The organism is Burkholderia stagnalis, assembly GCF_902830275.1.
Lineage (GTDB): Bacteria > Pseudomonadota > Gammaproteobacteria > Burkholderiales > Burkholderiaceae > Burkholderia > Burkholderia stagnalis.
The window spans coordinates 103959-124144 of record NZ_CADESW010000009.1 but is presented as its reverse complement, the minus strand read 5'-3'; the positions used below and the strand labels follow the sequence as shown (position 1 = coordinate 124144).

At 65.0% G+C, this 20186-nt stretch carries 25 protein-coding genes and 1 tRNA gene; 13 read left to right on the top strand and 13 right to left on the bottom strand.

Features of this window, described 5'->3' with window-relative positions:
- Positions 1-202: 202 nt before the first annotated feature.
- Together HWY45_RS17670 and HWY45_RS17665 are read right to left on the bottom strand one after the other, a co-directional pair.
- The gene (locus HWY45_RS17670) at positions 203-913 is read right to left on the bottom strand and encodes a peptidoglycan DD-metalloendopeptidase family protein (RefSeq protein ID WP_059566984.1); all 711 of its coding nucleotides are present in this window, start codon (positions 911-913) and stop codon (positions 203-205) included.
- 133 nt (positions 914-1046) lie between these two features.
- Positions 1047-1958 carry an aldose epimerase family protein gene (locus HWY45_RS17665; protein ID WP_059885534.1) on the bottom strand — a complete coding sequence of 304 codons (912 nt, stop codon included), beginning with the start codon at positions 1956-1958 and terminating at the stop codon, positions 1047-1049.
- Between the two features lie 165 nt (positions 1959-2123).
- Between HWY45_RS17665 and HWY45_RS36620 the strand changes: the two genes are divergently transcribed.
- The 3 genes from HWY45_RS36620 (at position 2124) to HWY45_RS17655 (ending at position 3490) form a co-directional block, all read left to right on the top strand.
- Complete coding sequence (locus HWY45_RS36620) at positions 2124-2231, top strand: UDP pyrophosphate phosphatase (RefSeq protein ID WP_192817504.1); 108 nt, start codon at positions 2124-2126, stop codon at positions 2229-2231.
- Between the two features lie 225 nt (positions 2232-2456).
- Positions 2457-3287: an undecaprenyl-diphosphate phosphatase gene (locus HWY45_RS17660; RefSeq protein WP_059566988.1), complete on the top strand. Its 831-nt coding sequence runs from the start codon at positions 2457-2459 to the stop codon at positions 3285-3287.
- A 126-nt stretch (positions 3288-3413) separates the two neighbouring features.
- Positions 3414-3490, top strand: a tRNA-Arg gene (locus HWY45_RS17655).
- Between the two features lie 98 nt (positions 3491-3588).
- On the opposite strand, the gene HWY45_RS17650 is transcribed toward HWY45_RS17655, so the two are convergent.
- Genes HWY45_RS17650 through HWY45_RS17640 form a run of 3 tightly spaced genes read right to left on the bottom strand, consistent with a single transcriptional unit; the run spans position 3589 to position 5585 of the window.
- Positions 3589-4608 (bottom strand): AraC family transcriptional regulator, encoded by a 1020-nt coding sequence (locus HWY45_RS17650; RefSeq protein WP_059885536.1) that lies wholly within the window; start codon positions 4606-4608, stop codon positions 3589-3591.
- An 18-nt stretch (positions 4609-4626) separates the two neighbouring features.
- Entirely contained in the window at positions 4627-5079 is a 453-nt protein-coding gene (locus HWY45_RS17645; protein ID WP_059885538.1) for a GNAT family N-acetyltransferase, read from the bottom strand.
- A gap of 47 nt (positions 5080-5126) precedes the next feature.
- Positions 5127-5585, bottom strand: coding sequence for a hypothetical protein (locus tag HWY45_RS17640; protein WP_124490076.1), 459 nt, complete (start codon positions 5583-5585; stop codon positions 5127-5129).
- Between HWY45_RS17640 and HWY45_RS17635 the strand changes: the two genes are divergently transcribed.
- The 4 genes from HWY45_RS17635 (at position 5560) to HWY45_RS17620 (ending at position 8799) form a co-directional block, all read left to right on the top strand.
- Complete coding sequence (locus HWY45_RS17635) at positions 5560-6405, top strand: ABC transporter permease (protein ID WP_059885674.1); 846 nt, start codon at positions 5560-5562, stop codon at positions 6403-6405. The two genes, HWY45_RS17640 and HWY45_RS17635, sit on opposite strands and share 26 nt — an antisense overlap.
- Positions 6392-7243 carry an ABC transporter permease gene (locus HWY45_RS17630; RefSeq protein ID WP_059885540.1) on the top strand — a complete coding sequence of 284 codons (852 nt, stop codon included), beginning with the start codon at positions 6392-6394 and terminating at the stop codon, positions 7241-7243. The genes HWY45_RS17635 and HWY45_RS17630 overlap by 14 nt, the downstream gene beginning before the upstream one ends.
- Complete coding sequence (locus HWY45_RS17625; RefSeq protein WP_059885542.1) at positions 7240-8271, top strand: extracellular solute-binding protein; 1032 nt, start codon at positions 7240-7242, stop codon at positions 8269-8271. Before HWY45_RS17630 ends, HWY45_RS17625 begins: the two co-directional genes overlap by 4 nt.
- Positions 8272-8493: 222 nt before the next feature.
- A complete protein-coding gene (locus HWY45_RS17620) occupies positions 8494-8799 on the top strand; it encodes an H-NS histone family protein (protein ID WP_081068436.1) in 306 nt (101 codons plus the stop codon).
- A gap of 281 nt (positions 8800-9080) precedes the next feature.
- On the opposite strand, the gene HWY45_RS17615 is transcribed toward HWY45_RS17620, so the two are convergent.
- Positions 9081-9335, bottom strand: coding sequence for a hypothetical protein (locus HWY45_RS17615; RefSeq protein ID WP_059566990.1), 255 nt, complete (start codon positions 9333-9335; stop codon positions 9081-9083).
- Between the two features lie 70 nt (positions 9336-9405).
- On the bottom strand, positions 9406-10323 hold the full coding sequence (locus HWY45_RS17610; protein ID WP_059885544.1) for a LysR family transcriptional regulator: 918 nt from the start codon (positions 10321-10323) through the stop codon (positions 9406-9408).
- 101 nt (positions 10324-10424) lie between these two features.
- Between HWY45_RS17610 and HWY45_RS17605 the strand changes: the two genes are divergently transcribed.
- Complete coding sequence (locus HWY45_RS17605; protein ID WP_059885546.1) at positions 10425-11459, top strand: agmatine deiminase family protein; 1035 nt, start codon at positions 10425-10427, stop codon at positions 11457-11459.
- A gap of 169 nt (positions 11460-11628) precedes the next feature.
- Positions 11629-11832, top strand: coding sequence for a hypothetical protein (locus tag HWY45_RS17600; RefSeq protein WP_059885548.1), 204 nt, complete (start codon positions 11629-11631; stop codon positions 11830-11832).
- A 29-nt stretch (positions 11833-11861) separates the two neighbouring features.
- Here HWY45_RS17600 and HWY45_RS17595 read toward each other — a convergent pair whose 3' ends face one another.
- Together HWY45_RS17595 and HWY45_RS17590 are read right to left on the bottom strand one after the other, a co-directional pair.
- A complete protein-coding gene (locus HWY45_RS17595; protein ID WP_059885551.1) occupies positions 11862-13190 on the bottom strand; it encodes an ATP-binding protein in 1329 nt (442 codons plus the stop codon).
- Entirely contained in the window at positions 13191-13916 is a 726-nt protein-coding gene (locus HWY45_RS17590) for a response regulator (protein ID WP_059805416.1), read from the bottom strand.
- A 241-nt stretch (positions 13917-14157) separates the two neighbouring features.
- On the opposite strand from HWY45_RS17590, the gene HWY45_RS17585 reads away from it, so the two are divergent.
- Positions 14158-14904 (top strand): MipA/OmpV family protein, encoded by a 747-nt coding sequence (locus HWY45_RS17585; protein WP_059805419.1) that lies wholly within the window; start codon positions 14158-14160, stop codon positions 14902-14904.
- Here the strand turns inward: HWY45_RS17585 and HWY45_RS17580 are convergent.
- Positions 14892-15074: a hypothetical protein gene (locus HWY45_RS17580; protein WP_176118375.1), complete on the bottom strand. Its 183-nt coding sequence runs from the start codon at positions 15072-15074 to the stop codon at positions 14892-14894. The two genes, HWY45_RS17585 and HWY45_RS17580, sit on opposite strands and share 13 nt — an antisense overlap.
- Here HWY45_RS17580 and HWY45_RS17575 point away from each other — a divergent pair.
- On the top strand, positions 15049-15372 hold the full coding sequence (locus tag HWY45_RS17575) for a hypothetical protein (protein ID WP_059885675.1): 324 nt from the start codon (positions 15049-15051) through the stop codon (positions 15370-15372). The genes HWY45_RS17580 and HWY45_RS17575 overlap by 26 nt on opposite strands.
- A gap of 9 nt (positions 15373-15381) precedes the next feature.
- On the opposite strand, the gene HWY45_RS17570 is transcribed toward HWY45_RS17575, so the two are convergent.
- The 3 genes from HWY45_RS17570 to HWY45_RS17560 all read right to left on the bottom strand — a co-directional run bounded on the left by HWY45_RS17570 (position 15382) and on the right by HWY45_RS17560 (position 18062).
- Positions 15382-16515, bottom strand: coding sequence for a lytic transglycosylase domain-containing protein (locus HWY45_RS17570; RefSeq protein WP_059885553.1), 1134 nt, complete (start codon positions 16513-16515; stop codon positions 15382-15384).
- Positions 16516-16594: 79 nt separating this feature from the next.
- On the bottom strand, positions 16595-16864 hold the full coding sequence (locus HWY45_RS17565) for a hypothetical protein (protein WP_150999006.1): 270 nt from the start codon (positions 16862-16864) through the stop codon (positions 16595-16597).
- Positions 16865-16901: 37 nt separating this feature from the next.
- Complete coding sequence (locus tag HWY45_RS17560; RefSeq protein ID WP_059885558.1) at positions 16902-18062, bottom strand: porin; 1161 nt, start codon at positions 18060-18062, stop codon at positions 16902-16904.
- 623 nt (positions 18063-18685) lie between these two features.
- On the opposite strand from HWY45_RS17560, the gene HWY45_RS17555 reads away from it, so the two are divergent.
- The gene (locus tag HWY45_RS17555) at positions 18686-19195 is read left to right on the top strand and encodes a sigma-70 family RNA polymerase sigma factor (protein ID WP_059885677.1); all 510 of its coding nucleotides are present in this window, start codon (positions 18686-18688) and stop codon (positions 19193-19195) included.
- Positions 19196-19198: 3 nt separating this feature from the next.
- Complete coding sequence (locus HWY45_RS17550) at positions 19199-20185, top strand: FecR domain-containing protein (protein ID WP_059885560.1); 987 nt, start codon at positions 19199-19201, stop codon at positions 20183-20185.
- The last annotated feature ends 1 nt before the right edge of the window (position 20186 follow it).

Here is a 20186-nt window from a genome sequence, read left to right as displayed (position 1 = left end):
GTTGAAATGACCATGGATATGCTTCTGATAGCTGCGGGGTTCAGCCTGATCGGAATCGGCGCACTGGTGGCGTTCGCGAGCCGCGTCGATCCGTTGTCCGGCCGCTGGATCGGCCGTGCGCGCAAGCGCTGATTCGCTTCCCTCCGACATACACACCCGACTGCACGCGGCGCGCGCTGCGCCGCATGCAGTCGTTCGGCCGTCAGCGGGCCGGCAGGTAGCGCGCCGGATCGATCGAGCGTCCGCCGTAGCGCAGCTCGAAATGCAGCGCGACGCGATCGCTGTCGGTGTTGCCCATCTCGGCGATCGTCTGGCCCTGCGTGACCGACTGGCCTTCCTTCACGAGCAGCGCGCGATTGTGCGCGTAGGCCGTCAGGTAATCGGCGTTGTGCTTGAGGATGATCAGGTTGCCGTAGCCGCGCAGCCCGTTCCCCGCATACACGACGACGCCCGGCGCGGCCGCGATCACCGGCGTGCCTGCCGCGTTCGCGATGTCGATGCCCTTGGATTTCCCGCCATCGAACGTGCGGACCACATTGCCGGCGGACGGCCAGATCAGCGCGATGTTCGAGGCCGGCTTCACGGCCGATTCGGCGGGCGCGGAGGGCGCCGGGCGGCTGCGTCCCGCGCTGCCGGTGCCGACGCCGGACGGCGCCGTGGTGGTGGCGGCCGTCGTCGTGCCGGCCGGCGGCGCGACGCGCAGCACCTGGCCCACTTCGATCGCATCGGGGTTCGAGAGCTGGTTCCAGCGCGCGATGTTCTGCACCGACTGGCGGTTGGCGCGCGCGATCTTGTAGAGCGTGTCGCCGCTTTCGACGCGGTAGAAGCCGGGGCCGACCGGCGCGGAGCCGCACGCGGCGAGCAGGGCGGCGATCGATGCCGCGACGAATCGTTTCGTTGTCGTTCCGAACATTGAACCTCGCAAAACCCTGCCGCGCGCGGACGCGGCAGGTGACACAAAACATCGGATTTTAACGGGTTCGACCCGCGCGCCGCAGTTTTGGGGCCGCCGCGCGTGCGTTCGGCCGGCCCGACGTCAGGCGATGTCAGGCCGCGAGCGGGCCGACGTGGATCCGCAGCGCGGCTGTCTCGGTCGCGCCCGGCGCGAGCATGCGCAGCCCGAGCCCGTTGTGGATCGCGTCGGGCAGGCCGAGCCACGGCTCCACGCAGTAGAAGTCGGAGTCCGGTTTTTCCGTCCAGGTCGTGACCGCGTACCACGGGATCGAGCCCGGCACGTCGAGCGTGATGTCGATCGTGCGGCGGCGGCCCGGCATCACGATCCGCACGGGGCCGGACGGCGTGCCGTCCAGGCAGTGGAAGCGGTCGTGGATGCGTGCTTCGTCGAGCGTATAGCGGGCTTCGCCGGGCTCCGGCGCGCTGATCGTGCCGTCGGCGAGCTGGGCGCGGCGGTGCGTCGGCGGCAGCTCGAGCGTCGTCTGCGCGCGCTCGTCGTGCGGCAGCGCGAAGTAGAAGTGATGGCCTGCGTAATAGGGCAGCGGCGTGGCGCCGCGGTTGGTCGTCGTCAGCGCGACGTCGAGCGTGTGCGCATCGGCCAGGCGATAGGTCGCCTCGAACCGGAAGTCGAACGGGTAGCCCGCGCGCAGCGCGTCGTTCGCTTCGAGCGTCATCGCGAGCGCCGTGCCGTCGGCGGACGGCTGCGCGGCGAACGGCAGGTCGCGTGCGAAGCCGTGCATCGGCAGGTCGCGAACCGTGCCCGCCGCGTCGCGCCAGCGGCCGATTTCGCCGTCGACGCGGTGCCGGCCGAGAAACGGGAACAGCAGCGGATTGCCGCCGCGCGCGCGCGCGAGCTGGCTCCAGTCGGCGGCGTCCGGCCAGAAAATGACGGGCTCGCCGTCGACGTGCCATGACAACAGGCGTCCGCCGAATTGCGGCGCGATCCGGACATGCGACGGGCCGGCGTGAAGTTCGTGAATCTCGTGTTGCTGGAAGAGCGGCATGGCGAATCCGGCGTAGACGGTTGGAGGAGAACAGGCTGCCGCGGTGCGGCGCGCTCCATTATCGGGGCGCCGGCACGTCCGGGAAAACCCTTCTCGGGGAAATTGCGAGTGTTGAAGCGTGTTAAGCGTCTTGATAATGCACTTAACCGGTCGTGTTACCGGGTCATGACACTTCAAGGAGCGGCCATGGATCTGGCGATGGCGATGGGTATCGCACTGTTTGGGATGTTCACCGGCAGCACGGTGCTGTTTTTCTACCAGCTCGGCCGCTGACCGGCGGCAAAATCTGCCGAATCTGCAAAGCCCGCCATTCAAATGGCGGGCTTTTTGCTTTCTTCGTGCTTACAAAATGCAAGTGTTTGTGTGCATTCCCGCAATTTCCTGCCAAATGCCTTGGCGCAGTCATGGGTGCTCGGCATAATCCGGGGCGCGCTTCCGGGCCGCGCGCCGCGTCGTCCGGAATTTCTTTCCGCTGTATCTCCGTAAGAGGACCGACGCGTGAGTCTCTGGTTTCTGGCATTCCTGAGCGTCCTGCAGGGCGTGACCGAACTCTTTCCCGTCAGCAGTCTCGGCCATACGTTGCTCGTGCCGGCGCTGTTCGGCATGCATATCGACAAGCACGCGCCGCAGTTGCTGCCGTTCCTCGTCGCGTTGCACCTCGGCACCGCGCTGGCGCTGCTGTGGTATTTCCGCGCGCGCTGGATCGCGCTGATCGGCGGTTTCTTCGCGCAGCTCGGCGGCCGCAGGAACGACGAAGGGCACCTGATGTGGGCGCTCATCATCGGCACGATTCCGACAGGCATCGTCGGCCTGCTGCTCGAGAAGCGCATCGAGCGTGTGTTCCACGACCTGCGGATCGTCGCGGTCGCGCTGATCGTCAACGGCGTGCTGCTGTGGCTCGGCGATCGCATCCAGCGCAGCCGCGCGCATCAGCCGCCCGAGAAGATGACCTTCAAGCAGGCTTTCCTGGTCGGGCTCGCGCAGGTAGGCGCGCTGATTCCGGGTTTTTCGCGCAGCGGCCTGACGATGATCGCCGGCAACGCGGCGGGGCTGACCGCCGAGAAAGCGGCGGAATTCTCGTTCCTGCTCGGCACGCCGATCATCTTCGCGGCGGGCGTGCTCGAACTGCCGAAGCTGTTTCACGCGCGGGATCAACTGGCGGATGCGCTGCTCGGCGGCGTGCTGACCGCGATCGCCGCGTACCTGAGCGTGCGTTTCCTGATGCGCTATTTCGAAGGGCGCGGGCGGCTCGCGTCGTTTGGCGTGTACTGCGTGATCGCGGGGCTGTTCTGTCTCGGCTGGTTCATGTTCCATCCGCAGCCGGTGTGAACCTGTTTGCCGATGTTTGATGGCGTTCGGGTATAATTTCGGGCTCGGTTCGTACCGGGCCCGTTTTGTTTCTGCAGCTTTTGCATCAGCGCGGCCCCAAGTCGGAACCGTGTCTTCTTCCCCGGACCGCCCTTAGCTCAGTTGGATAGAGCAACGGCCTTCTAAGCCGTAGGTCACACGTTCGAATCGTGTAGGGCGGGCCAACAAAATCAACGGTTTGCGGTTGTTTGTGCCCCGCCTTGATTTTCAATCGCAGCGCCATGTAGCCGCCCAGTAACCCGAATTGATCAACTCGGATGCATCATTCGGCTGCGCATTTCGACCAGCGCTTCATCGCCCGGCTGAAGGCGGATGAATTTTTGTACCCCAGTCGCGCTGCGATCTCCTTGATCGAATATTCCTTTTCGGCGAGAAATTGCGATGTCAGATCTTGACGAACAAGGTTGTGCATGGCACTGAACGACGTTCCCATTTCCTGAAGCTTTCGCTGCAGGCTGCGCAGCGAAATCCCGAGCGCTCTGGAAAACTCGGCGACGTCCTGACACGCAGGGTTTTCATACATCAGGCCAAGCATTCGCCCGATGAGGTCAGATGGAACCCAGTGCGCCAGTTCGAATTCACGCTTGGAGCACGCTTTCCTTGCTACTTCGAACTCGATCGGATGTGCGAGCGGGAGAACGGTATCGAGCAATGACAAATCAAATTCGAGGTAGTTTTCACTGGACTCGAATTCGATGGGGCAGTTGAAATATGCCGCATAGGATTCGGCGTGCGGCGGCGCCGGATAAACGAACCCGATTCTCGTAAAATCCGGATGGCGCCCGATCAAATCGTGTATCTGCCGGCGAATGGCGGTAAAAACCATGTCGGTATTTACAACCAGAAGATCGGTGCGATATGTATAGCCGCCGACCGTAATTCTTGTGGTATCACCTATCGCGGTCATCCTCATTCTGAAATAACTGATCCCGAGCAACGGATGCTCGAAGCCCAGGCGCAATGCATCACCCAACGTCGGGCTCACCAGCATGGCGTGACCTCGCAGGCCGTACGACGTCACCGGGATCGCGTTTCCGATATGAAGCCCGATCGCGGTGTCGCCGGTCGCCTCGCGCGCATTGGCAAACAGCACCATTTCCTGCGCATGTGTCACCATTGCGTTGGGTCGTTCGATGTCCGAGGCAGAAATGCCCGTGCCCCTCAGCAAGACGTCGACGGGGACCCCCATACGCTTCATGAAGTCGAGCGTGATGAAGATGGTATGAAGCGGCGCCGGACGTTGCGCTGCGGTGCGGTTAATCACGTCGGTTGCCTGCTTCATTCGATACCCCTGGCTAACTCAAATCTCCAGCGACTTCGTAAACACGACCTGGCATCCATACTCGTCCAGCTCGCCGCGCGTCCAACCCAGGCGTTGGTAGAAGCCGTCGGCTCGGGAACCTGGATCGGTCACCAACGTGACCTGTGCCACTCCCTTGTTTTTCATCCACGTCAACGTGCGGTCCAGCAACTCGCGCCCGATGCCCATGCCATGGAACGACGGCTTTACAAACAACGCGGTAATGAACGGCTTATCGGTGATGACCGGCAGGCAGATCCCGACTGCCTCATCACGACACTCGCAGATCCAACCGCCTCCCTGCCTGATTTTTTCGATCAACAGGTTGCGATTGAGCAGATGGACTTGGTGGGGATGGATTCTATTCTCGCTCACGGAGAACCGCACGTCATAAAAAGCCCCGACGTCGCGCTCTGTCATTCGACGGTATTCCAGCATCTCGGTAATGGCCATATTCTTGATCGTCTCTTGCCTCGTTATATGAAATGCGCGGGTGTGACTCAGGCAACTGTCTCACGATTTTTGCATATTTTCAAACGATCATAAGCGCTGGAGTAGTAAGAGCCTCGCCATGGTAGAGCGGTCAGTCGCCGAAGCGGCATGTCGCCGCGCGGATCACCGTTGAGCATCAATGTGCGGCCGGACGACCGGCGACAATTCATTGCAGCGCTTCGAGTGGCCGAAAATCTCGTGAATTTCCAAGGGTGAAACATTTTTTGTAATTGAATCGTATTTAAAAAATATAAGGCATTGGCGTCCGGGGATAACACATTGGCGCGTTCGGCACATCCCGGCTCTATAAATGAATCGATCGATTTGGTACGCTTTTTGCTGATCGAATTGACTGATTTGAGGTAATTGGTGGTGCGCCAAGTCTCCGTGCTCGATTTGCTGAAATCATGGCGAAAGACAAGCAACCCGGCGATGCTCGTGATGGTCGTCGGCGTTGTTTTGCCCATGCTTGTACTGGCCGTGGTATCGCTCAGCTCGCCCCTCGATTTCGGTGGCGTCGCGTGGGGGAATTTCACTGCTCGGGCATACGAGCGGGTTGTATTCGATCGAGACTGGGATGGTTCGCGCGTGCTTCAGCACGGCTACATCGACATTTTTGCCCGATCCGTGGCCATGGCCCTGCTGACCACCGCGGGGTGTCTGGCGGTCGGATTTCCGACGGCGCTGTTCATGGCGACGCGCTCCCGGAGGTGGAAGGCCGCGTTGTTGATCCTGGTTACGATCCCGTTCTGGACCTGCGTCGTCGTCCAGATGTATGGATGGATCATCATCATTGCGGACAACGGCTTGCTGAACCGGATATTGACCAGGGCGAGTTTCGTGCAAGGCCCGCTCGGCCTGCTCTACACCGATTTCGCAACGGTGATCGGCCTGGTCTATGCGTTCACGCCATTCATGATTCTGCCGATCTTCGCCGCGCTCGATGATTTCGACTGGCGGCTGCTCGAAGCTGCCTACGATCTGGGCGCGCACAAGCCGGCCGCGCTCGTCCATGTCGTCGTACCGTGCTGCCGTCCGGGCATCATGGCCGGGGTAGGGCTCGTCTTCGTTCCTGCACTGGGTTCCTATACGATCCCGGGTCTGCTCGGTGGCAATCATGCCTTCATGATCGGCAATCTGATCGACTTCCAGTTCGCCGGCGGACGGGATTGGCCTTTAGGCGCCGCTATGTCGTTTGCATTGCTTGCCGTTGTGCTTCTGGCCATGCTTGCGTCTCGACTGGGTTCCGTCCTTCAACGACAGGAGCGCATGCATGAGTTCGCGTGAGTTGCGCCGGTTCCCGTTGACCGGGTCGATCGCATTCGTCGTGCTGTTGTTCCTCTACCTGCCGATGCTGACCGTGATAGGGATGAGCTTCAACGTCGGCCCGTCTGCCCTCATATGGGACGGCTTCGGTATTCGAGGTTACGTTGACGCGTGGTCCGATCCGACTCTGGTCCGTGCCGCGAAGAATTCACTGCTTCTCGCGTTGGCGTCGACGGTGCTCTCCACGACGCTTGCGACGAGTGCGGCGGTCGCCTGGTGGTCGAGAAGCGATCGGCACGGTTTCGACCCGGCAGGACTTGTCATCGCGCTTCCGCTTGCAATACCTGAAATCGTGCTGGCGATCGCGACCATGATGCTGTTCTCGATGTTCGAGACCGAGCTGGGATTCAGCGCCGTTCTGTTTGCGCATGTGGTGTTCAGCGTGCCGCTTGCTTACCTGCCGATCAAAGCCAGGCTCAAGACGATCGATCGCACCTTGCTCGAGGCCGCCGCGGACCTGTCGGCCACGCCTTGGGCCGTATTCCGGCAAATCACCGTGCCCCTGGCCCTGCCGGGCATAGTCGCGGGGGCGCTGCTGTCGTTCGTCGCGTCGATGAATGATTACGTCACCAGCTATTTTCTCGCAGGCGCAGGCATGACCACATTGCCGATGTACATCTTCGGTGCGCTGAAGATCGGGATCACGCCAAAGGTCAGTGCCGTTTCGACCGTCATCATCGCCCTTTCAACGATACAACTGATGGCGGTCTGGATCATCGGTGCCCGAGGTAAGCGAAGCGTCGCGCCCAAGCAGTCAGAGATACATCACTCGAATCTCCAAGCGATAGGAACAGCATGAAAAAAACAATCGGTGCGATGTTGCTTCTCGCCGCGGTTACGACGCAGGCAGCCGAGCTTCATATCGGAAGCTGGCCGAGCATTCTGCCTGTCAATTTGCTCAAGAAGTTCCAGGCGGATACCGGAATCGAGACGACACTCGACACCTATGCGAGCGATGCAGCGCTGACCCAGAAACTGCAGGCGGGAGGCGGAGGGTACGACGTCGTGGTGGCCGGCGACTACTACGTCCCGGTGCTCGTCAAATCCGGCCTGTTGCTCAAGCTCGACAAGAGCAAGCTGCCGAATATCGCAAACATCAAGCCGGAGTATCGTCATCCGGCATTCGATCCTCAGCGCGATTACGCGATGCCCTTTACGGTCGTACTGACCGGGTTTGCGTACGATAGCGCACGCGTGCCGGGTGGCCGGCTCGACGATAGCTGGAAATCCTTCTTCGAGCCTCACGAGACGCTGCGCGGCCAGATCGGCGACCTGGACGTCGAGGAAGAGCTGTATATGGCCGCAAGCTGGTATCTGGGACAGGATGAATGCACCGAGCGTCCTGACGATGCGAAGCGCGTGCTCAACGTGTTGCAGAAGCAGAAGCCTTTCGTGAAGACCTACAGCAACGACGGAACGGTGGATCGTCTCGCGTCCAGGCAAATCATCGTTCAACACGTCTGGAACGGCGCCGCTGCGCGCGCACAGGATCGCCTGCAGACCATCAAGTTCGTTTATCCGAAAGAGGGCGTCCGGCTGTTCATGGACAGCCTGCTTGTTCCCGCAAAAGCGCGAAACGTCGATTCGGCATACAAGTTCATTGACTGGATGATGCGGCCGGAAAACATCGCGCTGGTGACGAACGCGCTGCGGTACAGCAACGAGATCGCCGGGTCGGATCGTTACATCGATTCCGCCTTGCTGAACAACCCCGCGATCAAGACGCCCGAGGCATACAAAGATCGGCTCAAGCCGTACAAGATGTGCTCGCCCGCGGCGATTCAGCTACGCAACAAGGTCTGGTTGAAGTTGAAGGGAAATCAATGAGAGGTGCCGGAGTTCGTTGACCTCTTGGGCGAACCTTCGCTGCATTTTGCTGAGCGCGGCCGGGACATCACGCAGCAAGCAGATCGGTCTATTCCCACGAGAACGCTTTGCCTCTGTCGCCGGCTCCGCCTGTTATCGGCGACACGTCAGCTCGCAGCGCAGGCGGTTCGCGATCCTTGCCTCTCGATCGCTCAAAGCATTGAACAATTCAAAGGAATCGAGATGTCTATCTATCTGGACCTGAAAGCCAAGATACGTACACTTCAAGCTCAGGCGGAACTCGCGCGCAGGAATGAAATGCAGAGTGCAATAACGGAAATTCAGAAAATGATCGCCGAGTTCGATCTGAAGCCTGAGGATGTGTTTGCTGACATCCAAAATAAGACACGTCGGATCAGGCGTCGCGCACCGGCTCTGGTGAAATACCGAGACCCTGCGTCCGGCGCAGTCTGGAGTGGACGTGGACGCGCACCTCGCTGGATTGCCGGACAAGATCGCGAGAAATTTCTGATTCACACGCCGACATAGAGGAATGCAGGGGCGTCGGTGAGTTCAAGCCGGTCGACCCTCCCGTCGTCGCGCTTCGGATGCCGATTGCGCTGTCTGCAGCGCTTTTGCGGGCTGCCGCACGGCGATGCGCGCATCGATCTTGTCAAGCTCCCGGCCACGCTCGGTTAGTGGCATTCGCTTCCCGCCCGTGCAACGCGTATCGCAGGTGTGGATGATCGTCAGGTCCGGAAAGCGCGCCCGCATCGCAGCCGACCGCCGCGCCACCCAATCGAACGGCGCTGTCACGCGCCCAACTCCACTCACTCCTCCAGCCCGAACCCCTGCTGATCATCCGCCGGCGGCAAGTCGAGCACGAGCTTGACGGCGCTCGTGTTCGTCTTGAGCGAAAACACCCGGCCGATCACGAGAAACGTCTGCTGCAGGTTTTCGAGTTCGACGAAGTCACCCGGTTGCGGCAGAAGCGCGCCCTGGTCGTAGGAAAAGTTGGTGCTGGTTTGATCGCCGACTGCTTCTGCCGCGTGGTCGGTGAATTCGATCGTGATGTGCGTGGTCATGCGAATCCTGTTGTCGAGGAGAGGAAAGAAACCGGATGGCGTGGATTTTCTCACGGCCGGCCGGAATACCTCACGCCGACCGATCAGTCGCGCCGGCCTGACGATCGTCGCCATCCCCCTGCCGGCACAGCCAGTCGAACACGTCGGCAACCGTCTGCGACCGAGGCGCCTGCGTCACCCGCGATATCCACCACGACGTTCCGGGCAGCCGCGGATATCCGGACAGGATCGTCAGCAAGCCCCGTTCGATGCTGTCGTCCGCCAGCCGCCGCGGCAGGCATGCGATGCCGCGCCCGCGCAGTGCCGCATCGAGCGCGAGGCGCTGATCGTCGTAGATCGTCTTGTCCTGGAACGCGGCGAGCTGGCCGCGAAGCACGGCCGCCGTATCCTCGCGGACGATGTCTTCCTCGAGGCACACGAGCCCCGCATGCAGGTGATGCTGCTCGATCGGCAGCGCGTCGAGCCGCGCCGCGAGCGCAGGCGTGCACACGGTGACCCGCTCGTCCTGCAGGAACGGTATTTCGAGCAGCCCCGTCTGCATGAGCGGGCGCTGCCCGATCGTGATGTCGACGTCGATCTCGTCGACGTAGCGCGCGGTCTCGTCGGTCGACAGCAGCGGGCACAGCTCGGGGATGTCCTGCCGCATCCGCTCGAGGCGAGGCTGCAGCCAGCCGTGCAGCAACGGCGCGGGGCAGACCAGCACGACGAGGCCGGGCGTCAGGTAGGTGCCGATGCGCCCGAGCCCGCTGCGCAGCGTCTCCAGCGAGCGCTGCACGCTGCGCTGCAGCACCTCGCCGCCCACCGTCAGCTCGACGCCTCGGCCGACGCGGCGAAACAGCGGCTGCCCGAGCTGTTCCTCGAGTTGCTGGATCTGGTGGCTGATGGCCGACTGCGACAGGTGCAGCTCGTCGGCCGCGCGCGAGAAATTGCCGAGCCGGGCGGCCGCCTCGAAGCCGATCAGCAGCTTCAGCGATGGTATGCGTGGCATGGAGGTATGAAAAAAATCGATCGATCGGTGCAGGAAAGATCAATTTTCATCAGATTTCAACGGCAGCACAATGGGTCATCGATCAACGAGGAGAACATCCGATGAGCCGTTTCGACGCCCGCCAGGCCGGCTACCGCATGCCGGCGGAATGGGAACCGATGGCCGCGACCTGGCTGGGCTGGCCGGTGCTGCAGGATCGCGAGGCATTGTGGGGCGAGCATTACCCGCAGGTCTGCCGGGAATTCGCACTGGTCGCGCAGACCATCGCGCGTTATCAGCGCTGCATCGTGGTGGCGCACGCGGCCTGCGCCGATGCGGCGCGGGAAATGGTCGGCCGCGGCGTCGAGGTGCTGCCCGTTGCCGCCGAAGACAACTGGGTGCGCGATTGCGGGCCGATCTTCCTGCAGGGCGAGCGCGGCGAGCTCGCGGCCGCCGTGTTCCGCTTCAACAGCTGGGGCGAGAAGTACCACCCGTACGACGGTTGCCAGCAGCTCGGGCAGGACATCGCACGCGCCGCGGGCGCGCGCATCTTCAACTCGCACATGGTGCTGGAAGGCAGCGCGTTCTACGTGGACGGGCAGGGCACGCTCGTGACCACCGAAAGCTGCCTGCTGCATCCGAACCGCAACCCGCAGATGAATCGGGCGGAGATCGAGGCCGAACTGCGGCGCATGCTCGGCATGGCGAAGATCGTCTGGCTGCCGGGCAATCCGGACGAAGTGGAGACGAACGGCCACGTCGACGGCATCGCGCCGGGCAAGATGCTGTGCCAGGCGGCGAGCCCCGAGCAGGGCGACTATTTCCGCGTGATGCAGGAGAACCGCCGCGCGCTGGCGCTTGCGACGGACGCGGCCGGCCGCCGTTTCGAGCTGCTCGACCTGCCGTCGCCGATCGTCGCCGACCGCTACGGCTCGGAGCGCTATTGCGACTGTTACGTGAACGACATCCTGGTGAACGGCGCGGTGATCTCGACGGCATTCGGCATCGAGCAGGACGCCGCGGCCCGCGCGGTGTTCGAGCGCGCGTTCCCGGATCGCCGCGTCGAGCTGCTGCCGATCACCGCGCTGTCGATGGGCGGCGGCAGCATTCATTGCTCGACGCAGCAGCAGCCCGCCGTGATGCCCGCGCGCGCCTGAGCGGCGACGCGTCCAGCAGGAGGAACGAAACCATGTCGTCGAGGATGATCACCGTCGCCGCCGTGCAGATGGCGTCGGGCAGCTGGACGATCGAAGACAACCTGGCGACGGCCGAGCGGCTCGTGCGCGACGCGGCGCGCCAGGGCGCGAACGGGGTCGTGTGCCCGGAGTGGCGCGGATTTCCAACGCGAAGCGATACGCGAACGCAAACCGGGATGCGTCGGCGTACCTCGATGCGAAGCTGCGCGGCAATCCGGCCATCTATCCGGGCGAGGCGGTGCGCAAGACGCTGTTCATGCCGATGGCCGAGCCGCCCGCGCTCACGCGCCTGCAAGGCCGCTGGTGGACGAAGTTCAAGGCCGCGTTGCGTTGATGCGGGCACACGGTGCCCGCCGTAAAATCTCAGATGGATGGCACCGGCAGGCCGGCGAACGCGTCGGGCTCTTCCCGCGCCGGCAACGTCATCACGAACCGCGCGCCGCCGAGCGGCGAATCCTCGAGCCGCACGTCGCCGCCGTGCACGAGCGCGACGCGGCGCACGATCGCCAGCCCGAGGCCGAACCCGCCCGTCTGCCGGTCGCGGCTCGAATCGAGCCGCTGGAACGGCTCGAATACGCGTGCGCGATCGGCGGCCGGAATGCCGGGCCCGTCGTCGTCGACGGTCAGCACGAGCGTGCCGTCGGCGCCGGCCGTCGCGGCGAGCGACACCGTGCTCGCCGCATAGCGCGTGCCGTTGCGGATCAGGTTCAGCAGCGCACGCGCGACGAGCTTCGGATCGCACACGTGGCTCGCGGGTGCGCCGCGCGTCGACACGCCGAGCGCGAGCCCGCGGTCGGCGACGTCGTTCGTCACGTTGCCGGCCACGCTGTCAATCAGCTCGTCGACGGCGACCCGCATCGGCACGAGTTCGCTGCGCCCCTGTTCGAGGCGGCCGATCGTCAGCAGTTCGGTGACGAGATCGTCGAGTTCGCGCACGTCGCTGCGCAGCGCGTCGCGGCCCTCGCGCATGCGGTCGGTGTCGTCGGGCGTTTCCAGCAGCGCGAGGCCGAATTCGAGCCGCGCGAGTGGCGTCTTCAGCTCGTGCGAGATGCCGTGCATCATCTCGCGCTGCTGCTGGATCGACGCCTCGATGCACTGCGCCATGTCGTTGAACTGCTGCGACAGCTCGTAGACGCTCGATTTGTTCGACAGTTGCGCGCGCGTCGACAGCCGGCCCGCGCCGAACGCACGCGCGGCGGCCTGCAGCTTGCGCAGGTCGCGCCAGTGGAAATGCACCCAGGTCACGACAGCGAACAGCGTCGCGAGCGCGAGCAGCAGGTACGCGTAGATGCGGATGTCGAGATCGGGCGGTTCGGGCGGTCGCGCGTGCAGCACGGAGCCGTCCGCGAGCGGCATGTAGTAATCCTTGCCGTTGTAGCTGATCGCGATCAGGCCGCGCTCGAGATCGCGCAGCGGCACCCCGGTGAGCTGCGCGCGGGCTTCGGCCATCGAGACGAAGTTGAACCCTTCATTGCCGTGCAGCGCCAGTTCGCGCAGCGCGAGCTGGCGCTTCGCGCCCGGGTGGCGTTCGAGATAGTCGTTGAGCACGAATGCATAGGTGGTCAGCGAATTGCGCGAGGCTTCCGCGCCGCGCTCGTAGAAGATCCGGTCGAACGACAGCTGGATGAACAGGATCGACGCCACCACGCACGCGATCACGATGAGATACAGCCTGATCAGCGAACGCAGCATTTACTCGTCCCACGCGGAAGGGCTGAACAGGTAGCCGCGGCCCCAGATCGTCTTGATCTTGTGCGGCTCCGACGACGCGTCCTCGAAGCGGCGGCGCAGCTTCGAGATGCCGGAATCGACCGAGCGGTCGAGCCCGTCGAACTCGATGCCGCGCAGCTGCTTCAGGATGTCGTCGCGGCTCAGCACGACGCCGGCCGCGCGCGCGAGGATCACCAGCAGGTTGAATTCGGCGGTCTTGAGGTCGACCGGCTCGCCGCGCCACGTCACCGTGCGGTTCGGCGGCGAAATCGTCAATTCGCCGAACACGAGCGCTTCCGGCGCGGCGGCCGTCTCGCCCTGCGGCGCGGGCTGCGCGCGGCGCAGCAGCGCGCGGGCGCGCGCGACGAGCACGCGCGGCTCGATCGGCTTCGTCACGTAGTCGTCGGCGCCGGTCTCGAGGCCCGCGACCTGGTCGTACACGTCGGCGCGCGCGGTCAGGATCAGCACCGGCACGTTCGAGAATGCGCGAATGCGCCGGCAGACTTCCATGCCGTCGAGATTCGGCAGCATCAGGTCGAGCAGCACGAGCGCAGGCTGGTGCTCGCGCACCGCGGCAACGGCGAGATCGCCGCGCCGCACGACGGTCACCGTGAATTCGTAGCCGTCGAGGTATTCGCGGACCAGCTGCGCCAGCCGGTCGTCGTCCTCGATCAGCAGGACGCGGTATTTGAGCGGATCGTCGTTCATGGTTTCCTCGGAATGCGCGCCGCCGCGCGACCAGGCGGCGGCGCGGCGGCGGGCAGGGGATTTTATCCGGCGTTCCGGCAACCCGCGCGCGATCGCCACAATCGCCAACAATCAAACACAATTGAGCACAGATTCCCCTCAGATTCCGGACAGTTTCGGCGCGCGGCGGCCCCTAGACTTCGGACTCCCTGACTTTCATCTGACTATTGTGCACCCAACCCTTCGCCGCTACCGCTACTGCGTGCCGCTCGCCGGCCTCGCCTTCGCCGCTGCCGCCCACGCGGAAAACGAATACTCGATCGGCCTCGGCGCCGGCATCGCGCCGCGCTACGCGGGCAGCAGCCAGTACCGGGGCGTCGTCGGGCCGTCGTTCTCGGCGACCTTCGACAATGGCTTCTTCATCAGCGAGTCGGACGGCGCCGGCTACCGGCTCGACCTGCCGCACGGCACGTTCGTGTCGGCGGCGGTGGACTACGACCCGGGCCGCGCGGACGAGAACCGCTTCGACCTGCCGGGTTCGAGCCATCTGAAGGGCATGGGCCGGGTGCCCGGCTCGGTGCTCGTCGGCGTGCGTGCCGGCATGACGATCTATGGCGGCGCGGTGTTGAGCGTCACGATCGACACGCCCGTCACGCACACGTCGCGCGGGGTGTCCGGGCACGTCGATCTCGCGGTGCCGGTGTACAAGTCGGCGAAGGACCAGATCGTGCTGACGGGCACCGTGCACGGCGGCGCCGGCCGCTACATGCAGACGTTCTACGGCGTGACGGACGTGCAGTCCGCGCGCAGCGGGTTCCGTCAGTACTCGACCGGCGGCGGGATCGACAGCGCGTCGATGTCGGTCGCCTGGACCCGGGCGATCTCGCAGCACTGGTCGATCCTCGCGACGGCGGGCGTGTCGCGGCTGCTCGGCCGCTACGGCGACAGCCCGATCGTGCAGTCGCGCACCAACTACTTCGGGGGCGCGGGTGTGAGCTACAAGTTCTGAACGGGCGGGGCGGGCGGCGGCGCCGGCTTGGGCGCATTCCGGGGTTGCGGTAGGATGCGGATCGCCACGCCGGCGCGCGCGAAAGCGCGCGACGAACCGGCAGCTTCGCCGCATGCCGCGGCCAGCCCCATCACGGAGACGCCTTTGAAGAACACGATTTCCTTCGTCATCGCACTCGTTGCGGGCGCATCTATCTACGGTTGCGCGAACCCGGACCAGAAAACGGAGGGCGGCGCGATGCCGAATCCCGCGCACACCGGCACGACCCCTACCTGCAAGGCCGACGCGGCGCCGGACGACGCGCTGGTCGGCCAGACCGAAGCGGACGCGATCGCACAGCTGGGCGGCTGCCCGTGGCGCGTCGGCGAACGCGACGGCCAGTCGTTGCCGGGCACGATGGATTACCGCGAAGACCGCCGCAACCTGGGCATTCGCAACGGCAAGGTGATCTGGGTGCGCCGCGGCTGATGCGGCGCGTTACTTCGAGATGTACCAGAGCGCGTCCGTGCTGACGCGCGCGGCCGGTGCCGGCGCGGGCGCCGGTGCAGGCACCGATGCGGTGGCGGGCGCCGGTGCAGCCGCAGCCACGGGCAGCGACGTCGATCCCGCCGACGGCTTGGTCACATACCAGAGCGCATCGGCCGACGCGGTGCTCCTTGCGGCGCCCGCCGGCTTGTTCGCCGTCGGTGGCGCGCTCGCGGCGGCCGCCATCGCCGGCCGCTGCGCCGGCGCGCCGGCCGGTAACGGCGAACCCGCCGCAGCGCGCTGCGCGCGCGCTTCATAGGCCCCGAGCTGGAAGATCAGCGCTTGCGCGGGGCGCGCGATCACCGCATACGGAAACTGCGGTTCCCACGGCACCAGCACGCGCCCGCCCGGCGTGTCCGCGAAGATCGCCGGCACGCGCTTCATGTCGCTGAACTGCACGTAGACCTTGGCGCCGTCGTCGAACACCTGGATCGGCTTCGCCGCATCCGCGCCGCTCACCGTCCAGCCGAAGTTGTACGCGCCGGCGGGGCCGGCCGGCGCCGACGCGGCCTGCGCGGCGGCGCGCGGGCGGGTGACTTGCGGCGCCGAGACGCTGAGGCTGGCGAACGGGTTGTAGGCCTGCGGCGGCGTATAGGACGGCGGAAGGATAGGCATGGGGGAATCCGGCGAATCCGGGATGGTTTGAATCGCGTCGTACACCTTGCGCGCATACGCGAGGCGCTTGTCGGGCGATGCGGCGTTGTACGCGCCGATCGCGTTCCAGGTCGGCCCGAGCTGACGGATGTTCTGCGACAGGATCCACGCGCCGACATAGGCGTTGGTGCACGGGTCGTACAGGCTCTGCTCGGAGATGCCTTCGCGCGAGAGCGTCGGCAGCCACGAGCTGTTGATCTGCATGAGACCGATGTCGGTGGTGCCGTTGGCGTTCGTATTGACCGCGTTGGTCTTCATCCCGGATTCGACCTGCGCGATACCGCGCAGCAGGCTGACGTTGACGTGATGGAACGCGGCGGCATCGTCGAGGCAGTCGGCCCGGGCGATGCCGTGCATCATGAACGAAATCGAAATAATCGGCGCTATTTTCAGCATTTCAGTGCTGAGCGAGCGGGTTTTCTGACGCGGCATGGCAGGTTGGCGCGAAATCGGGCGGCCTATGCAAGAAAAAAGCAACGGCGAAGTGTGCCATAGCGCGCGATCGAATGGCTCATTCCGGTGCGGCGATGATGATTCCGCGGCCGGGGGCAGGTCGAAGGGGTTTTATCCGGCGCGAGATGCCGGGCCATGCGCGAACGCGAATGCGGCGGTAATGCCGCGCGCGTTTTGTTCGCGAGAATCGATGCGACAGACGCAGTCGCGCATCGCATATCGGAAGAATCGACGAACGGTTGGCGTCGATCGCGAACGGTTCGGGTTGCGAAAGCGCGGCATCGGCCGCGCATGCATCGCGGGTGGCGGGCGCCGCCGCGCGAATCATGGCCGGCCGCCGCGAACGGGCGGCCGGCCGTGCGCGATCAGAAGCGGTGACGCAGGCCGAGGTTGACCATCGTCTGCGAGCGGGTGCCCACGTAGCCGTACGAACCGATCGACGCTTGCGCGGCCATCGCGCCGCCCTTGCCGTCGCCGGTCTCGCCGCTTGCGTGCTGGTAGGCCGCGGTCACGTATACGTCGGTGCGCTTCGACAGGTTGTAGTCGCCGCCGAGGGACACCTGGTGATAGGTCGCCGACGTGTCGCCGCCCGACTTCGTGTAGCTGTAGCCGACGCCGACGAGCAGGGCATTGGTCGCCTGGTAGTTCAGGAAGCCCTGGCCGGTGTTGTAGTGCTCGTTCGACGCGAACAGCGAGCTGGCGTCGCGGCGGTACTGCGCGTTGCTGTAGCTCGCGCCGAACGTGAACTTGCCGAGCACGTACTGGCCCGCGACGCGCGCGATGCCGATCGAGTGGGCCGTCGAGTAGCCGCTGTTGACGGGGCCGTCGAAGGTGCCGTCCGACGTGCTGGTCCAGGTCGAGCGCGGGCCGTTCGCGGCCGGGCTGTTCGCCGCGTAGAAGTAGCCGCCCGCGAGGCTCAGCGGGCCGTTGTTGTACGCGAGCGCCGCCGAGTACGACTGCCCGGAGCCGGTGCTGCCGGCGATGCCGCCGAACGAGTACATCACGGAGAACTGCAGGCCGGCATACACGGGCGACGTGTACTTCACCGCGTTGTCGACGCGGAAGCTGTTGTCGTAGTTGTCGACGTCGCCGGCCGTCGCGAACGCGCTGCCGAGATAGTTGTCGGCGGTGATCACCTGCACGAGATCGATCAGCGGATCGTACTGGCGGCCGAGCGTGACCGTGCCGTAGCGGTCGCTCGACAGGCCGACGAACGCCTGCCGGCCGAACAGGCGGTTGCCCTGGCCCTGGCGGCCGTTGCTCGGGTCGAAGCCGTTCTCCAGCTGGAACAGCGCCGTCAGGCCGCCGCCGAGATCCTCGCTGCCCTTGATCCCCCAGCGGCTGCCGGACAGGTTGCCCGCGCTGCTGTTGCCGAGCGCCCACAGGTTGTCCTTGCCTTGTGCATGATTCACGTAGGTCAGCGACGTGTCGATCACGCCATACAGCGTGACGCTCGATTGGGCGTGCGCGGCAGGCGCGGCCGCGAGCGACGCGAGCGAAACCAGCGAGAGTGCGGTGCGTTTCATTTGATCTCCTTTTGCAATGGCTTTCGATGGTGAATCGGCAATGGCAGGAGACTACCGAGTCGGAATTGAAGGAGAAAAATGAAATGCTCTGTTGTGACGAAAAGAAGACATGCGCATGCCACGCAAGCGTGCATTTCCGGATTCGAATTATTGATGAACGTGCATCAATCGGCGAATAAGCGGATAGGTTTTTAAAGCGGCTTTACCGATCCCGTCACAATTTGCGCGTGGCAGCCGGCATATCGATCCGTGATTCGAATTATCGCGGTTCGGGTAAATGATTATTTAATCAACTGAATCAATCGGGCGGAATTGACTGTGCTAGCGTAGCCCCACTCGTATGCTTCATCGATTGAGGTAGCGAGTTTCCACGCTTTTTAAAGCGGCTTCGGCCGCTTCTTTTTTTCCGAACGCTTCGTTTGTCCGTCTGCCGCTCGCCGGCATCGACATCGCGCCGCCGCGCATCATCGCCCCTTGTCCGATGACGTACCCGTAGAACGCTCACATCGTTCGCGCGTGCGCGACAAGCGCCGACGCGACCCTCCCGGCGGCGTTCCGTGTTTGTATATAATAATCATTCTCATTTACGAATGCGCTCGCGCGCCCGCGCCCGGAACCCGGCCATGTCCGCTGACAAGCTCCCTCTGTACCGCGAAATCGACGCCCTGTACGTCGGCCATCACGCGTGGCTGCGTGGCTGGCTGAACAGGAAGCTGGGTTGCGCGCACCGCGCGGCCGATCTCGCGCACGACACGTTCATGCGGCTGCTGGCGCGCGACGAGCCGATCGGCGCCGCCGAGCCGCGCGCGTTCCTGACGACGGTCGCGCAGCGCGTGCTGTACAACCACTGGCGCCGCGAGCAGCTCGAGCGCGCTTACCTCGACGCGCTCGCGCTGCGCCCCGACGCGCATGCGCCGTCGCCGGAGGAGCGCGCGGTCGTGCTCGAGACGCTGCTCGAGATCGACCGGCTGCTCGACGGCCTGCCGCTCGCCGCGAAGCGCGCATTCCTGCTGTCGCAACTCGACGGGCTCGCGCAGGCCGAGATCGCGGCCGAACTCGGCGTGTCGCTCGCGACGGTCAAGCGCTACCTGGTGAAGGCCGGCATGCAGTGCTATTTCGCGATGGCGGCCTGACCGATGGCCGCATCGGGTACGCCGGCGATTGCGCCGCAGGTCGCGCAGCGCGCGGTCGAGTGGTGGGTCGATCTCCAGGCCGGCAACACGGATGCCGCGTTCGCGGCCGAGCTCGCGCGCTGGCGCGCGGCGGATCCGAGCCACGACGCCGCGTGGCGCCACATCGAAGCCGTGCACGGCAGGCTGAGCCGGCTCGCCGACGGCCTCGACACGCGGGCCGCGCGCGCGGCGCTGCTGCCGCCGCGCTCGGGCCGCCGCCGCGCGGCCGTGAAGGCGCTCGCGGTGCTGCTGTTCGCGGGCGGCGCGGCGTGGATGGCCGAACCGTCACGGCGCTGGGCTGTCCGGCAGGCCGACCTGCGCACGACGGTCGGCGAACGGCGCACGGTGACGCTCGCCGATCGCACGGTCGTCGTGCTCGACACCGACACGGCGCTCGACGTGCGCTTCGACGATCGCGAACGGCGCCTGCGCTTGCTGCACGGCACGATCATGGTGACGAGCGGCCACGACGATCGCGGGCTCGCGCGTGCGCTCGTGGTCGCGACCGACGACGGCGAGCTTCGTCCGCTCGGCACGCGTTTCTCGGTGCGGCAGCGCGATGGCGCGAGCCGCATCGAGGTGTTCGCCGGCGCGGTGCGGGTGCAGCCCGGCCGCGCGCCAGGCGGCGCGCGCGTGATCGCCGCGGGCGAGGGCGCCGATTTCACGCGCGATGCGCTCGGCGCGAGCGCGCCGCTCGATGCGTACGCGTCCGCATGGACCGACGGGATGATCGTCGCGTCGCGCATGCGGCTCGCGGACCTGGTTGCCGAACTCGGCCGCTATCGCCGCGGCAGCCTGCGTTGCGACGCGGCCGTGGCCGACCTGCGGGTGTCGGGCACGTTTCCGCTGGACGATCCCGATCGCGTGCTCGACACGCTGAAGACGACATTGCCGATCGACGTCGCGTACGTGACCCGCTACTGGGCGACGGTCGTGCCGGCCGGTTCGTGAG

Coding starts and splice junctions, on each gene's coding strand:
- HWY45_RS17670 (WP_059566984.1), bottom strand. CDS start 913: ATGTTCGGAACGACAACGAAACGATTCGTCGCGGCATCGATCGCCGCC.
- HWY45_RS17665 (WP_059885534.1), bottom strand. CDS start 1,958: ATGCCGCTCTTCCAGCAACACGAGATTCACGAACTTCACGCCGGCCCG.
- HWY45_RS36620 (WP_192817504.1), top strand. CDS start 2,124: ATGACACTTCAAGGAGCGGCCATGGATCTGGCGATGGCGATGGGTATC.
- HWY45_RS17650 (WP_059885536.1), bottom strand. CDS start 4,608: ATGAAGCAGGCAACCGACGTGATTAACCGCACCGCAGCGCAACGTCCG.
- HWY45_RS17645 (WP_059885538.1), bottom strand. CDS start 5,079: ATGGCCATTACCGAGATGCTGGAATACCGTCGAATGACAGAGCGCGAC.
- HWY45_RS17635 (WP_059885674.1), top strand. CDS start 5,560: ATGGTCGTCGGCGTTGTTTTGCCCATGCTTGTACTGGCCGTGGTATCG.
- HWY45_RS17640 (WP_124490076.1), bottom strand. CDS start 5,585: ATGGGCAAAACAACGCCGACGACCATCACGAGCATCGCCGGGTTGCTT.
- HWY45_RS17630 (WP_059885540.1), top strand. CDS start 6,392: ATGAGTTCGCGTGAGTTGCGCCGGTTCCCGTTGACCGGGTCGATCGCA.
- HWY45_RS17625 (WP_059885542.1), top strand. CDS start 7,240: ATGAAAAAAACAATCGGTGCGATGTTGCTTCTCGCCGCGGTTACGACG.
- HWY45_RS17620 (WP_081068436.1), top strand. CDS start 8,494: ATGTCTATCTATCTGGACCTGAAAGCCAAGATACGTACACTTCAAGCT.
- HWY45_RS17615 (WP_059566990.1), bottom strand. CDS start 9,335: ATGACCACGCACATCACGATCGAATTCACCGACCACGCGGCAGAAGCA.
- HWY45_RS17610 (WP_059885544.1), bottom strand. CDS start 10,323: ATGCCACGCATACCATCGCTGAAGCTGCTGATCGGCTTCGAGGCGGCC.
- HWY45_RS17605 (WP_059885546.1), top strand. CDS start 10,425: ATGAGCCGTTTCGACGCCCGCCAGGCCGGCTACCGCATGCCGGCGGAA.
- HWY45_RS17595 (WP_059885551.1), bottom strand. CDS start 13,190: ATGCTGCGTTCGCTGATCAGGCTGTATCTCATCGTGATCGCGTGCGTG.
- HWY45_RS17590 (WP_059805416.1), bottom strand. CDS start 13,916: ATGAACGACGATCCGCTCAAATACCGCGTCCTGCTGATCGAGGACGAC.
- HWY45_RS17580 (WP_176118375.1), bottom strand. CDS start 15,074: ATGACGAAGGAAATCGTGTTCTTCAAAGGCGTCTCCGTGATGGGGCTG.
- HWY45_RS17570 (WP_059885553.1), bottom strand. CDS start 16,515: ATGCCGCGTCAGAAAACCCGCTCGCTCAGCACTGAAATGCTGAAAATA.
- HWY45_RS17565 (WP_150999006.1), bottom strand. CDS start 16,864: ATGATTCGCGCGGCGGCGCCCGCCACCCGCGATGCATGCGCGGCCGAT.
- HWY45_RS17560 (WP_059885558.1), bottom strand. CDS start 18,062: ATGAAACGCACCGCACTCTCGCTGGTTTCGCTCGCGTCGCTCGCGGCC.
- HWY45_RS17555 (WP_059885677.1), top strand. CDS start 18,686: ATGTCCGCTGACAAGCTCCCTCTGTACCGCGAAATCGACGCCCTGTAC.
- HWY45_RS17550 (WP_059885560.1), top strand. CDS start 19,199: ATGGCCGCATCGGGTACGCCGGCGATTGCGCCGCAGGTCGCGCAGCGC.